The organism is Rania fehmarnensis (genome assembly GCF_056494185.1).
Map to the genome: position 1 here is coordinate 2,829,969 of NZ_CM151398.1, position 14,733 is coordinate 2,844,701.

At 54.8% G+C, this 14,733-nt stretch carries 12 protein-coding genes; 8 read left to right on the plus strand and 4 right to left on the minus strand.

The features are described 5' to 3' along the window. Positions 1 to 109 precede the first annotated feature (109 nt). The 4 genes from SH573x_RS09545 (at position 110) to SH573x_RS09560 (ending at position 7,311) form a co-directional block, all read left to right on the plus strand. Positions 110 to 3,730: a hypothetical protein gene (locus SH573x_RS09545; protein ID WP_479354492.1), complete on the plus strand. Its 3,621-nt coding sequence runs from the start codon at positions 110 to 112 to the stop codon at positions 3,728 to 3,730. A 207-nt stretch (positions 3,731 to 3,937) separates the two neighbouring features. After that, positions 3,938 to 5,479 carry a sulfatase family protein gene (locus SH573x_RS09550; RefSeq protein ID WP_479354493.1) on the plus strand — a complete coding sequence of 514 codons (1,542 nt, stop codon included), beginning with the start codon at positions 3,938 to 3,940 and terminating at the stop codon, positions 5,477 to 5,479. Between the two features lie 139 nt (positions 5,480 to 5,618). After that, positions 5,619 to 6,662, plus strand: coding sequence for a serine hydrolase domain-containing protein (locus SH573x_RS09555; protein ID WP_479354495.1), 1,044 nt, complete (start codon positions 5,619 to 5,621; stop codon positions 6,660 to 6,662). Positions 6,663 to 6,759: 97 nt separating this feature from the next. Continuing rightward, entirely contained in the window at positions 6,760 to 7,311 is a 552-nt protein-coding gene (locus SH573x_RS09560) for a rhodanese-like domain-containing protein (RefSeq protein ID WP_479354496.1), read from the plus strand. A 74-nt stretch (positions 7,312 to 7,385) separates the two neighbouring features. Here SH573x_RS09560 and aroE read toward each other — a convergent pair whose 3' ends face one another. Next, complete coding sequence (gene aroE / locus SH573x_RS09565; RefSeq protein ID WP_479354498.1) at positions 7,386 to 8,873, minus strand: shikimate dehydrogenase; 1,488 nt, start codon at positions 8,871 to 8,873, stop codon at positions 7,386 to 7,388. Between the two features lie 76 nt (positions 8,874 to 8,949). Beyond that, positions 8,950 to 9,537: an anthranilate synthase component II gene (locus tag SH573x_RS09570; RefSeq protein ID WP_479354500.1), complete on the minus strand. Its 588-nt coding sequence runs from the start codon at positions 9,535 to 9,537 to the stop codon at positions 8,950 to 8,952. A gap of 267 nt (positions 9,538 to 9,804) precedes the next feature. On the opposite strand from SH573x_RS09570, the gene SH573x_RS09575 reads away from it, so the two are divergent. After that, positions 9,805 to 10,659, plus strand: coding sequence for a hypothetical protein (locus SH573x_RS09575; RefSeq protein ID WP_479354502.1), 855 nt, complete (start codon positions 9,805 to 9,807; stop codon positions 10,657 to 10,659). 87 nt (positions 10,660 to 10,746) lie between these two features. Here SH573x_RS09575 and SH573x_RS09580 read toward each other — a convergent pair whose 3' ends face one another. After that, positions 10,747 to 11,427, minus strand: a complete 681-nt coding sequence (locus tag SH573x_RS09580) for a hypothetical protein (RefSeq protein WP_479354504.1) — start codon at positions 11,425 to 11,427, stop codon at positions 10,747 to 10,749. 110 nt (positions 11,428 to 11,537) lie between these two features. Beyond that, positions 11,538 to 12,056, minus strand: coding sequence for a cupin domain-containing protein (locus tag SH573x_RS09585; protein WP_479354506.1), 519 nt, complete (start codon positions 12,054 to 12,056; stop codon positions 11,538 to 11,540). A gap of 147 nt (positions 12,057 to 12,203) precedes the next feature. Here SH573x_RS09585 and SH573x_RS09590 point away from each other — a divergent pair, with 147 nt between their 5' ends. Genes SH573x_RS09590 through SH573x_RS09600 form a run of 3 tightly spaced genes read left to right on the plus strand, consistent with a single transcriptional unit; the run spans position 12,204 to position 14,462 of the window. Next, positions 12,204 to 12,545, plus strand: coding sequence for a YciI family protein (locus tag SH573x_RS09590; RefSeq protein WP_479354508.1), 342 nt, complete (start codon positions 12,204 to 12,206; stop codon positions 12,543 to 12,545). A 27-nt stretch (positions 12,546 to 12,572) separates the two neighbouring features. Then, a complete protein-coding gene (locus SH573x_RS09595) occupies positions 12,573 to 13,814 on the plus strand; it encodes an RNA polymerase sigma factor (protein WP_479354509.1) in 1,242 nt (413 codons plus the stop codon). Positions 13,815 to 13,853: 39 nt separating this feature from the next. Continuing rightward, complete coding sequence (locus SH573x_RS09600) at positions 13,854 to 14,462, plus strand: thymidine kinase (RefSeq protein WP_479354511.1); 609 nt, start codon at positions 13,854 to 13,856, stop codon at positions 14,460 to 14,462. Positions 14,463 to 14,733: the final 271 nt, after the last annotated feature.

A 14,733-nucleotide genomic window follows, 5' to 3' on the forward strand; every position in this document is an offset into this window, starting at 1 on the left:
TAATTTTCCTTCGTAGCTGAACTCGCCAGAGTTTGGCCTCTTCGTAGCTGAATTCGCCTGAGTTTGGCCTTTGAAATCCTTCAAAGCACTAATAAATGCGGGTTCCACCATGCGAAATCGCCTCGGTCGCTATCGTTCACTCCGCCTCGAGCAATACGAGCCCCGCCTGGCCTGTGCAGTCAGTTCGCTTGATCCCAGTTTTGGTGTCGACGGCCAGGTCGTCGATGGCTTTATCGATTCGGACTCTGGAGGTCAAACCGCCAGGGATGTAGAGATTCTGCCGGATGGCAGAATCTTAGTCGCTGGCGAACAAGCGATTGATCTCTATTTGAGCGATGGCACGCGAGATCCAGCCTTCGCTGGTGGCCAGCGCATAGGTAATCCATTTTCGATCGAAGCTGTCGCCGTACAGCCCGATGGCAAGTTCGTAGTAGCCGGAGGCGCGCGGTACTCCGGTACCGATTTCTATGTGGCGCGATACCTGGCCGATGGTCAGATCGACAACACTTTCGGACAAAACGGTCTAGTCGTTCTTGATTTGGGTGAAGTCCGCGAGAGAGCCTACGACGTTCAGGTCGATTGGGCCGGGCGGATCGTGATCGCAGGCGCCAGCGGCGATCAGATGGGCATGGCACGCTTGACTAGAGATGGACTTCTCGATACTGACTTCGGTGACAATGGACGAGTCATCGCGCAGTGGGGCGACGTCGATATGGCGACCAAACTGCACCTGCTAGCCAACGGTCAAATACTCGTTGCCGGGGTTACCAGCGTCGACCAGATCTACGGCGCCGACTACGAAGACATGTTTGTAGCCCGTTTCAATGTTAATGGCAGTGTCGATGCCCACTTTGGAGATCGAGGTATCAATCGCGTTGAGTTTGGCACCAATCCCGCGGTCCAAGAGTTTGGTACTGGTATGGCAGTTCACAGCGATGGACGGATCGTACTGGCAGCCTTCTCGAATTATACCACGTTGGCAGTGGCGCGATTGACTGGCGATGGGGCGCTCGATACCAGCTTCAGTCAAGATGGCAAAGTAACGGCAGCTGTCCATGAAGGTGAGTGGGTCAACGTGGCCGTCCAGCCCGATGGACGCATCGTAGCCCAGACTGGAAAACGCGTGTTGCGTTTGACAAGCAACGGCGATGTCGATCCTAGCTTTACCAGCGCTTGGCTTTCATCGAGCAGGCAGAGTGCGTTGGCATTGCAGAGCGACGGCAAGGTGGTCACAGCTGGTTACTTTAGTTATCAGTTTGGTGTGCGCCGTTTGACCAGTACCGGACTGGAAGACACCAGCTTTGGCAACAATGGAGTCGTGGCTGAGGCCACCGGCTCGAGCGATGATCTAGTCGGAGGATCTGCCGTCGGCCCAGATGGCCGCATTATTGTCGTCGGCGAAAGCCAGCGCATGATGGCACTGGCCCGCTACACTCCCGATGGCCTGTTGGACCCAACCTTCTCCGATGATGGACACCAGGTGCTCGCGGTTCCCGAGACGAACTATTCATCGTTGTCGAAAGTCTTCATACAGCCTGATGGCAAGATTGTAGCCGCTGGAATTGCCAACATCTATACAGGTTACACCGTGCTCGACAAACTGTTGGTCGCACGTTTTAACTCAGACGGTTCTCTCGATACAACATTCTCGGATGATGGCGTAGTCGTCACGTCGCTGAGCACTTCGAACGATTTGTTTGGCGATATGGTAGTACAGCCCGATGGCAAGATCGTGGTTAGTGGTTTTTCAGGCTACAGTGAGGGGCAAACCAGTCTCATTCGTTTCAACCCTGACGGTACACTAGATACTAGTTTCAGCGCGGATGGAATCTCGACCATGGCTACCGCAGGTGCAGCCATGACTCGTCTGATCTTGCAACCCGACGGACGTATCCTGGCCGTGGGGTACCTGGATTGGGGCCGGCGCACCATGATCATGACCCGTTTCAATACCAACGGTTCGCTGGACGCTACTTTTGGTCCCAATGCCAAACGCACCTATCCCACAAGTCCTGTGACCCAGGTCGACGTGGTCGAGCCCTTACCCGACGGACGATTTTATGTAATGGGGTATCAATCTGGCCTGGAACGCTATTTTCCAGACGGTACGCGCGACGACACCTTTCAATTGCCGGAACAAACGTTTGCTCAAACGACAGACTTTGATCCTCAGGGCAGTGGGTTTATCGCCAAGTCGTTGACGGCCCTGGCCGATGGCAGGCTGGTGCTGGTTGGGGACGTTGGCGATCAATGCGTGATTCGTGTGCTCCGTCCGGACGGAACGCCCGATGAGAGTTTTATGGGTAACGGACAATGGATGGCCTATGGCACACGTCGCGTTCAGTTCAGGCAGGTTCATCAACTGAGCGACGATCGCTTGCTGGTCACAGGTACGCGAACCGACTACGGTATCGATCGCTTGGATGGCGATTTCTTCCTGGTTCAATTCGTTTTAGGCACTCCACCGACGACTACGACCACTGTCAGTCTCAGTGCCAGCGGCCAGATTGTTATTGCCGATCGCTGGGCGCATGATGATCACTGGCGTTTTGCGCGTACGGATACGGAGATCATCGTTACCGATCTATCGATGGATCGTCGATTTGCGTTTACGGTTGTTGGCTTGCCACAAGTTACCGGTAACGGAACCAAACAGATACGCATACCACTCTCGTTGCTGAACAGCACACGTAAGACACTGATCGTCAGTGGCGGCGCCGGAGATGATCGCATGATCTTTAGCGATACCTTCGATGCACCTACGTTCGGCATGGTAGTTCGCGGTGACCTAGGCACAGATATCATCGACTTGAGTGTGTACAACACTGCCGTCTCTTGGGTGCTCTCGACCTCCAACTCGGGTTCTGCGCGTCCCGTCGGCCGAGTCCCCATCAACTTTACGGATGTAGAAAAGCTGTATGGTGGCAACCAGGCGGACACGTTCAGGTTGCTGTATCAGGGCAGCAATCGACTGCTGTCGATCCATGGTGGTGGTGGTATCGATTCGCTGAATTTGATCGCCGATCAAGACATGCGCGTCGAGTCGCGTTTTCCGTTCTTCGATGAGTACTTGATCGTCGGTACAGTCAATCCACAAGAATATGCCCTGAGGTCGATCGAATCGGCCAACATCACTGGCGGCGCCAGCAACAACCATATCAGTCTGTCGAATTTCGACAATGTCTATGTGCGGGCAGGTGCGGGCAACGATACGATTTCTTCCGGTGGCATCGCCGTGATTTTGGGCGAAGATGGTGACGATGTGATTCATGCGTCAGGCACGCTGCGCGGTGGAGCTGGAAATGACATCTTGGTGGGCGATTTTGCTGCAGATCGCCTGTTTGGAGAGAGTGGACGCGATGTGTTGATCGGCAATTACGGTGCGGATCTGCTGATGGGTGGAGACGACGATGACATACTGGTCGGCGGTTATTTTTATGGAATGGCCAGTCCCTTCAATCCCGCCAACCGTTCAGCCATCATGGAGATCTGGGGCTCGTCCCGCAGCTATGCCGAGCGCGTCAGCTTGCTGAATCTCACGGGTGTCGGCCGCACATATCGGATGAGAGTAACTACGCAAAGCAGGGAGATCGTCGGCGACAACTTTGTTGACACCTTCTATGGCGAATTGGGGCAAGACTGGTTCTTCGTTGATCCCAATGAGCAAGGCCATACCTCAGGCGGATTACGCGACGCGCTGCCGGACGAGCAACTGAATGATGTCGTGTAAGTGTGGCATAGGCTTCCAGCCTGTGTACTCCTGAAGCGTGTAAGTGTGGCATAGGCTTCCAGCCTGTGTACTCCTGAAGCGTTTTCAGAATTAGCTACCACAGCCTGTACAGCGGCAGACGATTTTGGATTAAAACATAGCCATGCTGGGAGCCTCTTCCACAACACACACGGGCCGGGGGCTGTCCAGGCCACTTGGGAGGAAAACATGACTACTCGATTGATCGTGGCAGTGTTACTAGTCGTCTGTTTGTTGAGTGGGAAACCCTGCGCACTGCAGGCGGTGGAGAAGACCACTCCCAACATCTTGTTCATCTTCTCGGACGACTTGGCTTATCAAGCCATTAGTGCGTACGGCGATTCGCGCAAGCTGTTGGAGACACCGAACATGGATCGCATTGCGCGCGAAGGTATGCGGTTTGACCGCTGCCTGGTGGGCAATTCGATCTGCGGGCCTAGTCGAGCCACGATTCTGACGGGCAAGTACTCTCATCTCAATGGCTTCTACAATAATTCCAACTGCAAGTTTGATAGTTCGCAGACGACCTTTCCCAAATTGCTGCAGTCGGCGGGATATTCGACGGCCATGATTGGCAAGTGGCACTTGGTGACTGATCCGGTGGGCTTTGATGAATGGCATATCTTGCCGGGACAAGGCATCTACTACAATCCGCCGATGATCCATAACGGCCAGCGCGGCAAACAAACTGGTTATACGACCGATGTGATTACCGACCTGTCGATCGAGTGGCTCAAGAATCGTGATAAGACTAAACCGTTTTTGCTAATGGCGCAGCACAAGGCTCCGCATCGCGAGTGGTCCCCTGCCCTGCGGCATCTGGGCTGGAATAGAGATCGCCCCTTTGCCGAACCCGCAACTCTGTTCGATGACTTTGCTGGTCGCAGTAAAGCGGTTAGTGATCACGATATGGGACTAGATAGAACGTTTACCGAGTTGGATGCCAAGCTGAAACATCCACCGGGATTATCCCCTGCAGAGATCAAAGAGTGGGATGCTTATTACGAGCCGCGCAATGCCCAGTTCCGCCAGGCTAACTTGAGCGGTCAAGAGTTAGTTCGCTGGCGCTACAACCGTTACATGCACGATTACTTGGGATGCGTGAAAGCGGTCGATGAAAGTGTGGGCAAAATGCTGGACTACTTGCAGGCCGAAGGGCTAGCCGATAACACGATTGTGGTCCTGGCGTCGGATCAAGGATTCTACCTGGGCGAGCACGGTTGGTTCGACAAGCGTTGGATCTTCGAGGAATCACTGCGCACGCCACTGCTAGTGCGGTGGCCTGGCCAGGTCAAACCCGGCAGCAGTTCGACCGAACTAGTATCGCTAGTTGATTTCGCCGAAACGTTTTTGGATGTGGCCGGCGTAGATGTACCGTCCGAAATGCAAGGCCGCAGTCTTGTGCCGATCCTGCAGGGCCAACCGCCAGCCGATTGGCGCAAGAGCTTCTATTATCACTACTACGAGTATCCGCAACCGCACCATGTACGGCCACACTACGGTGTAGTTACCGACCGTTACAAGCTGATACATTACTACAATACCGATGTCGATGATTGGGAGTTGCTCGATCTGCAGCAGGATCCCCATGAGACCAAGAGTTTCTACAACGATCCCGCTTATGCCGATACAGCTGGCGAACTGAAAGTGGAACTTGAACGTCTGAGAGTCGAACTGAAGGATACTGAACCGGCGCCGGCAAGTGCCTACGGTGCAGTGCCAACTCGATAAAGGCACTGCAGCCTCGTCGAGCCCGAAGCGTCAACGTGCAACTTTACCTCCAAGTCCACAACAAAGCGCAGAGATCGCCATCGAAGTGAGATCCGATCGACGACAATTTATTTTCACCTCCCTCGCCGCCGGAGTACTCATGGCCAACGCACAAGCTGCCGATCCTCAAGGAGCGTTTGACAAAGCGACAACGATTCTCGAGAGCGCAGTCGAGACGGGCCAGGTGCGAGCGGCCGCGCTGTGTGCGCGCATCGGATCAGAAAGAATTGAGAAAGCCTTCGGCGCTGCCGAGCCAGACAGTTCGTTTTTATTGGGCTCCATATCCAAACCGATCGCGATTGCGGCTGTAATGCGACTGTACCAGCAGCAGGCGTTCGCGCTGGATGACCTGGCGACGAAGTATCTGCCGGAATTTACTGGCCAAGGGCGTGAACGAGTAACGATACGGCACCTAATGACGCACGTCTCGGGCTTGCCGGATCAATTGCCCGAGAACATGCAACTGCGGCGTGCGCACGCCAGTTTAGAGGCGTTTGCTCAAGCAGCCATGAAGACGCCCTTGCACTTTGTACCGGGTACCAAATACGAATACTCCAGCATGGCAATCTTGCTGGCCACCGAGATCGCGCGCAGGCTGAGCGGCACGAGCATCTTGGATCTGGTACGAATCAATGTTACCGAACCCTTAGGGCTGACCAACACTGCGCTGGGAGTTGGTGCACTATCCGAACAACAGCGTGTGCCCATGCAGATCGAGCATGCGGCCCCAGAGGCCGGTGGCGGCGACCCGACGGCCAAGGAGTGGGATTGGAACAGCGTTTACTGGCGAGGGCTGGGCGCGCCCTGGGGCGGCGTACATGCCTCAGCGGGCGACGTGATGCGCTTTTTGGAGGCTTTTCACACACCTGCCCCACGATTTCTCGCGCCCGAGACGACGCAGCTGATGACGATGGATCATAATAAAGAGATACGCATTCCGCGCGGGCTAGGATTCGCCTTGGGACCGATCACGATTGGAGCCGGCGTCTCACCGACCGCTTTCGGACACAGTGGTTCGACCGGCACCCTGGCTTGGCTAGATGCCGCTCGCGACACCGCCTTGGTCGTGTTAACCTCTCTACCTGCCGAGGCGGTCAAACCGCACCCACGCGACTTGGTCAGTAACTGTTTCAGTAAACACTGAGTCGCAGGTTATCCAGATCCAACCAAAGCGGTTACGATAGACGTACGAACCCCTGTCGACTTCCCGCATTCGAAATTTGCAGAAGGTACTTTTAGCGATGGCCATGGTGGCAGAACGAACGCATTCCGAGCAATCTGACGCAGTGATTTCACCTGAGCAACTGAAGGCGTTAGTGCATACCGGTAAGCGACCAAAGCTGATCGACGTGCGCACGCCAGCCGAATATCGCGAAGTGCATGTAGAGTTTGCCCGCAATGTACCCTTGGATCGTTTGGATCCGAAAGTCGAAATGGTCGGTCATCCACCTGGTGAACCGCTGTATGTGATCTGCAAAATGGGTGGGCGTGGTCAGCAAGCATGTGAACGTTTTCACGCGGCTGGCTTTACGAATGTGGTCAATGTTGCCGGTGGCACGCATGCCTGTAGTGGGACCGGTTTACCGCTGGTGCATGGCAAGAAAGCCATTGCCCTCGAGCGGCAAGTGCGCATCGCCGCTGGCTCGCTCGTGTTGCTGGGTCTTGCGCTCAGCTTTCTCCATCCATATTTCATCGGCCTATCCGCCTTTGTCGGAGGCGGCCTGTTGTTTGCTGGCGTGACCGATTGGTGCGGCATGGGTATGTTGCTGGCCCGCATGCCTTGGAACAGATGAGGCCCAATGTCTCCTTTCGCTCCGCGAAAGGCAGTGTATCTCGAGTCGCTCCCTTTCGCGGAGCGAAAGGAGACTTAGAAGTTAACCGGTGATGTAGCCGCTTTGAGTGTCTTGCGCAGCGTCTCGGGTTTGGCGCTGGCGCCGGTGAACAGTTTGTACTGATAGGCCGCCTGGCGGACAAACATATCGACGCCAGTAATGACCTGGCAACCGGCTTGGCGCGCGTCTTTGATCAGCAAGGTTTGTTCGGGGTTATAAACTGTGTCGAACACCAACATGTTCTCTTGCAGTTTCTCTTTCGCGTAGGGCGTGTCATCAACTTCGGGATGCATGCCTATCGGCGTACCGTTAATTAGGATACCGGGGCGAATGTCGTAGCGATTCTTCCAAGGCAAAGCTCGACCACCGATATCACGCGCCAGTTTCTCTGCGCGATCTTGAGTGCGACTGGAAATGGCCACTAGAGCCCCGCGTTGACGCAGTCCATAGGCGATCGCGCGTGACACACCGCCGGCGCCCAGCACCAATACTCCGCGGCCTTTCAAGATATCCGAGTCGATCGTTTCAGCACCCACGCATTCCATGATGGAGTCCATGGCAGCCCGATAGTCGGTGTTGTATCCCAGGGCTTCGCCTTCGCGAAAGACGACCGTGTTCAAAGCGCCGATACCATTGACCGCTTGTTCGGCTTGCTGAATGTAGTTCAGCATGGACTCCTTATGCGGAATCGTAACACTCAAACCGCCAATCTTGCTTTCCACACACCAAGCCATAAACAGCGCCAGGTCCTCCGGCGGAATGCGAAAGGGCAAATAGCGACAATCGAGTTTGTCTTCGGCGAAGGCGGTATTGTGCAACAGTGGGCTGAGCGAATGGGCAACCGGATCTGCTACGACACCAAATAACTTAGTGGCAGCCGTAATTGAATTAGGGCGATAGAGATCGCGCATCGCGTGCCAGGCGATCATCCCTGGAGCAATCTTGCGTTCGGTATCGCTGGTAACATATGTAAAAGGCGCGCCATAACGCAGTGACAAAATGCGGGTTGGCATGCCGATCTCACCCATGCAAATGCCGATCGTGGGCACTTGAGCATTGGCCATCAGTCGCAGCATCCGAATGACATCGGCAAACGAATTGGCCATCGTCGCAATCTTGACAACATCTGCATCCAACTTGGCCAAGCGCGCATGAACTGCATCCAGATCGGCAGGCGTCTCTTCGAAATTATGCAAGCTGACAATACGTTTGGTCTTGCCGTAGCGCGGAATGCGTTCAGCGATATCTTCTTCTAAATCGACAAAATCTACGCCCGTGGCGATGGCGCTGCGCAGCAGCATTTGTCGTTCTTCTTCGGTCCGTTCCCAGCGTCCCCCGTCTTCGCGGCGGCGACAAGTGATCACTAATGGGCAAGGACGTTTCAGCAGCAAGCGACGCAGATCGACCGACCGGCCGATGTAGTCCAAACGCATCTCGGCTAGCTGCGCGCCCTGCTCGGCCACCCGCTGATAATCGGCAATGGTGTTACTGTGTTTGGTTCGGCCAATGGTAACGCAAAGCATAGTTGGATGAGTGGTTATGCGAGAAGAAGGGTGAGATAGTAGGAAGCTGAGTTAATGTTGGAAGCAGAACGTAACGTCAGACTTCCCAGTATAGAAAGCGGCGTAAGAGTTCTGGTCCAGGTTGTGTTAAAAAGCTCTCAGGATGAAATTGCCAGCCTTCGATCGGAAAGTGCTTGTGCCTGACTCCCATGATCTGCCTGGTCCCATCAGCCCCGTCGACCCAAGCGCTGACTTCCAGATCAATCGGCATCGATTCTGGGGCAATCACTAACGAATGGTAACGCGTCGCAATAAATGGATTAGGTAAACCGGCAAACATACCACGATTGTCATGCGAAATCTGATCGGTCTTGCCATGCATCAACTGTGGAGCCCGCACAATCTGACCACCAAAGGCCTGGCCGATCGATTGATGCCCCAAACAAACTCCCAGAATAGGAACTTCGCCCGCCAGTTGTTCGATGATCGGCACACTGATACCCGCTTCATTGGGCGTGCATGGGCCGGGCGAGATCAAGATGCGGTCGGGTTTGAGTTCGCGAATATCGGCGATCGAGAGTTTGTCATTGCGAACCACTTGCACGTCAACGCTGGGGTCGATTTCCCCTATGCGTTGCACGAGGTTGTAGGTAAACGAGTCGTAGTTATCGATAACCAAAATCATGCTATACCAGAATCGCCCCAATTCGCTCGTTGCCAACCGCTGCCCCCCGCACAGAGGGTGACGGGTAGCATCATGAGCCACAATTGTAACCAGTAACCCGCGCTTAGTAACCGTTGTAACGGCTGAAACGGCCCGAATGTTCCGCTAGCGGCTGCTTCCTCGGTATTCGGGCGGACATGTAGGCTAATGGTGACCTAGCGTTCAACATTCGTAAAGTCTGCGCATAGTTCGCAGAGGTTCACTCATTTCTCTCGGCACTACAATTCCATGTCATTCGTACGCAAATACTGGATTGTCGGCTTGGTCATCTTGCTGGTGGCCACGCATGCCGTAGTCATTGGCTACGTCCGCAGTGAGGCTACGCGCCTGAAAACTGTGGCGGCCAGCGAAATACCGGTGGGCTTGTTCTATAAACAATCCGCCGATCGCCAATGGTTGACACAACTGCGCATTCACTTGCAAGTGCCACCGGAGAGTCGCCTGGCAGCGCGAGCCACCATCGAACACAATCGCTGGGTCGTACACGAAGCCGTCGAAGAAGCTCTCCGCCGACTGGATGAACAATTGCTGCTGGATCCAGCCTTGGTCGCAGTCAAAGAAGAAATCAAACTGGCGATCGATGAAGTTCTACACGAAGAAATCGTGGAGAAAGTGGTGATCAACGATCGAGTCGATCTGGATATTCGCGAATTCCACTGGCGGCCATCGCAAGAACTGATCATGCCCGGTGAAGAATCGCAAGCCGCTCGCAGTTCAACGTTGACCTCAGTCCGCCCAATTCGACCTGCGCTGTCCGAGCAAAATGCTGAACATGGCGAAGGTGAACACGATGATGGGCATGGCGAAGAGGGGCATGGCGAAGAGGGTCACGGTGACGAAGGACACGGTGACGAAGGACACGGTGACGAAGGACACGGCGACGACGAAAGTCATGGCGCAAAGGCTGGTCATGGTGCCAGTTCCAGTGGTCACGCCGCCAAGCCGGCCGCGCATGCTAAAGCTTCGGGTCACGCCAAACCGGCTGCAGCTCACGGAGCAGCCAAGAGTTCTCATGGTGCTAAACCCGCCGCTCATGGCTCAGGCCACGGCGCCGCTAAGAAACCCGCGGCCAAGAAGCACTAATCGCTTATCCCGTGTTCCAGAAGCGGAACTGGTCAAGAGTTTCGTGATGGATCGCCAACCGACTTTCGAAAGCCTTGACGGCTTCCGCTACGTAATCACCTTTCGAAAGCCTTGACGGCTTCCGCTCGGGGTTGCGGGAGAGCGGCGCGCTCGGCGACGTCGCCACCAGGTGGCCGCCAGTATGCTGCCGCCCATCAGCCATGAACTTGGCTCTGGTACACCGGTGACGGAAATGTCGGGTGATTGGAGCAGCGTATTAAACGTGTGGAGCGCAGGCCCTTCGCTTCTGGCAATCTGATAGAAGTTACCGACAGGCAGAAAGCCAACCCGCACATTGGTTGGCTCTGGTCGGTAACTCACGAACCGCACAGTGAAGGCGTTCAGCTCACTGGCAGGCGCGCCAACTTCTATTGGGCTGATCAGCGAACCCGGCATAAAGTGTGGGCTGTCCGTAGCATTAAAGTTCACCTCTGCATCGGCAAACAATGGATCGGTAGTTGGGTTAGTGAGACCCACAAACGAAATGCCATTGAGCGTACTGATCGGCTGGCCAGTGCCGGGGAGTAAACGCATGTTCAGCAGCAGACTGTAAACCGTGGTCGGGGAGCCTGTCGTAGCGATCTTGACGTCGATCTCCCATATTCCATTGATTTGACGCAGAGTGTTTTCGTCTACGGTCAAGTCGAATCCGGCCCGAGCGGGCGCGGTGTTCAAGCACGAAGCGGCCGAACCGGCCATAACCATCAAGGCAAACAATACATACTTCATGGGGCTCAAACCTAGAAAGCTGAGGGGACTTCGCTTTGCGGGTTTTAAGATTACGTAAGACTGGACATCTTTTCAAGAACTACTTATTTTGCCTAGAGCAATTTGCCAGATTATTTACCCCGTTTAAGGGTAAGTTCCCCAATTAACCCACCATAATGTGGGAATTGGGTGGTCAGTTTGTCGCAATCCGCCAATTCGAAGTCTGCAAAATCAAAGCCCGGACTGACCGAACAGCCCAGCAAACTGAACGCGCCTCCCGGACACACACGCGAGCCGAACCAGACGCTGGCAGGTACCGTCCATTGGATATGCTGCCCCACATGTAGGTCGCGGCCGATAATGACGCGTTGTATTTCGTGGGGGTTAGCTTCATCCAGTTGAAACAATTCCAGTGGATCACCCGCATAAAAGTGCCAAGTCTCATCGGAATGAATGCGATGAAACGCCGAGCGGTCTCCATGTTCGAGTAGATACACAATGCTGGTGGCAAAACTGCGCTCGCCTCTAAATCGTGGAGGCAACGCATTGAGCGGGATCGACTCCGCAGCGCGATATAGTTCGCGAAAGTAACCACCTTCGGGATGGGGTTCTAGTTGCAAGTGGTCGATCCAGTACTTTGAGGTGGACATTAATGAGTTTCACCTTCGGAGGATTTAAAAATATTCTCGGCCCAGTGTCCGGATTTGGGTTGGTTGTTCGTCGCTGAATTGATGGCTCGCAATTATCCTAGTAGCGTCGAGCCCGACAATAGCTCTGTTCAATGAAAGTGAGTGACCATGGTCAAGTATCTATTGATTTATCGCGACTCGGCTGAACCACGTCCGCAACCCTCGCCCGAAGAGATGCAAGGTTTTCTGCAAATGTGGGGTGCGTGGTTTCAAAAATTTGGCCCCAGCATTGTCGATGGCGGCGATGGCTTGCTGCCCACCGGACGCGTCTTGCAAACAGGCGGCGTGGTGAGCGACGGTCCGTATGTCGAAGCCAAAGAGATGATTGGCGGTTACTCGGTAATTCAAGCCCACAGCTATGAAGGAGCTGTGGCTATAGCCCGCGAGTGTCCCATCGCTTTGATCGGTGGCGCCATTGAGATTCGCGAGTTGGCTGGATTTACCGTCTAATCAATCGCTCCTCTAGTCAATCGTAACGTGAACGAACCTCGCGCGCTGGTCGAGCATTTCTTTCGGCATGAGTATGGCCGATTGGTTGGTCTCCTGACCGGCGCGCTGGGTGCTGCTCGTCTTGAATTGGTAGAAGACGTGGTGCAGATGGCGCTCTGGCGCGCGCTGCAGAGTTGGTCGCGACAGGGCATTCCACATGATCCGGCAGCGTGGCTGTACCGAACTGCTCGCAACCTGGCGACGGACGCTCTGCGTCGCGAAGCAACTTTTCAGCGCATTGCCCCCGCACTCTCGCAATCGTGGGACGCAGTTGACCAACAGCTGGAATCGGAAATTGAAGACGAACCGCTGCGTCTGCTCTTCTTGTGCTGCCACCCATCGATTCCAGCGGAATCTCAAATCGCGCTGGCGCTCAAAATCACTGGCGGTTTCAGTGTCAGCGAGATCGCTCGTGGTCTGTTGGTCACTACCGACAACATCGAGAAGCGACTGTCTCGCGCTAAATCAAAATTGCGTGAAGCCGGCGAGGAACTGGCTGATCTATCCGCCGAGCAGATGCTGGAGCGTCGCGACGCAGTGATGCAGGTGCTGTACCTGATGTTCAATGAAGGTTTCTCGGCGACCAGTGGTGTTAGTCCAATCAAACGCGATCTCTGTGATGAAGCGATTCGTTTGACGCGGATGTTGGGGGCCCATGTGACTAGTCGCGATCAGCCGGCCATCGATGCCTTGCTCGCGCTGCTGCTGATGCATGCTGCGCGTTTGAGCACGCGGTTGGACGCCGATGAGTGTATTGTTTTGCTGGCCGATCAAGATCGCACGCAGTGGAACTGGCACCAGATTCGCGAAGCCATGCAGTGGATGTTGCGGGCCGCGCGGGGTGAAACGCTCAGCCGGTATCACATCGAAGTCGCCATCGCTTGGGAACATTGCCGGGCGAGCAGTCTGGAAACGACCGCTTGGGACCGCGTGCTCCACTTGTACACGCTCTTGCAGCAACTCGCGCCCAGCCCCATGGTGCGCCTGAATCATATCTTGGCACAGGCTTATGCTGAAGGCGTACAGCCTGCCTTGACGAGTCTACTAGCGCTGTCGTTAGCGGATCGGAAACAACTTCGACCATGGTGGGACTGTGCCATGGCTGAGCTATTGGATAAATCGGGTGAGCGTCAAGCCGCCCTGTCGCATTGGCGCGACGCCTTGGCCCTGGCCGGATGCACGGCTAATCGCGACCTGATCGAGCGCAAGATTGCAAGTATGTTAGACTGAGCCTCCCAATCATTTCTTCTAAGTCATAGTTGTTACGCGATGGCCAAGTTGTACTTTTATTACTCAGCGATGAATGCCGGCAAGTCGACCATGTTGTTGCAGTCCAATTACAACTATCAAGAGCGCGGAATGCGCACGCTGGTGCTGACGCCAGAACTGGACAGTCGATTTGGTCAAGGTCGCATCGCTTCACGCATTGGTCTGCAAGCCGATGCGCACTCGTTCACTCAAGCCGATGACCTCTTCCACCTGGCGGAACGCGAGCATGCTACTGAGCCGTTTCATTGTCTGTTGTTAGATGAAGCTCAATTCCTAACGCGTCGGCAAGTCCGTCAATTGAGTGATGTATGCGACAAGCTGGATGTGCCTGTATTGGCCTATGGTATCCGCACCGATTTTCTAGGTAACTTGTTTGAAGGTTCGATGGAACTTTTGGCTTGGGCAGATTCGCTGGTGGAGCTCAAGACGATTTGCCATTGCGGTCGAAAAGCAACTTTTCAGTTGCGTATCGACGAGCAAGGTCGTCCTGTGAAGATGGGCTCGCAAGTGCAAATCGGCGGCAACGAACGTTACGTATCAGTATGCCGCGCCCACTTCAAATCCGGACTGGCCGAACGCACCACCCAAGATCTGCCATTCGAAGACTAAGCCTTGGGAGTGCTGCGGCGCAGCCATAGCTTTGATGTAAGCGTGAACTGTTCCGCAGCCTGCATGCACTAGGGTACGTTCATGGCAATTGGTTCGCCTTGGAGTGCGGTGCCCGAGGCACCGCTTTGATGTAAGTGTTGACTGATCCGCAGCCTGCACGCACCTGGTAACGTTGATGAGTAAAGGTTCGTGCAGGCTGCGGTACAGTTGGGTTATTACATCAAAGCTGTGGCTAGCGCCACAGCACTGGTATGTTGGTCAGAAATCCCAA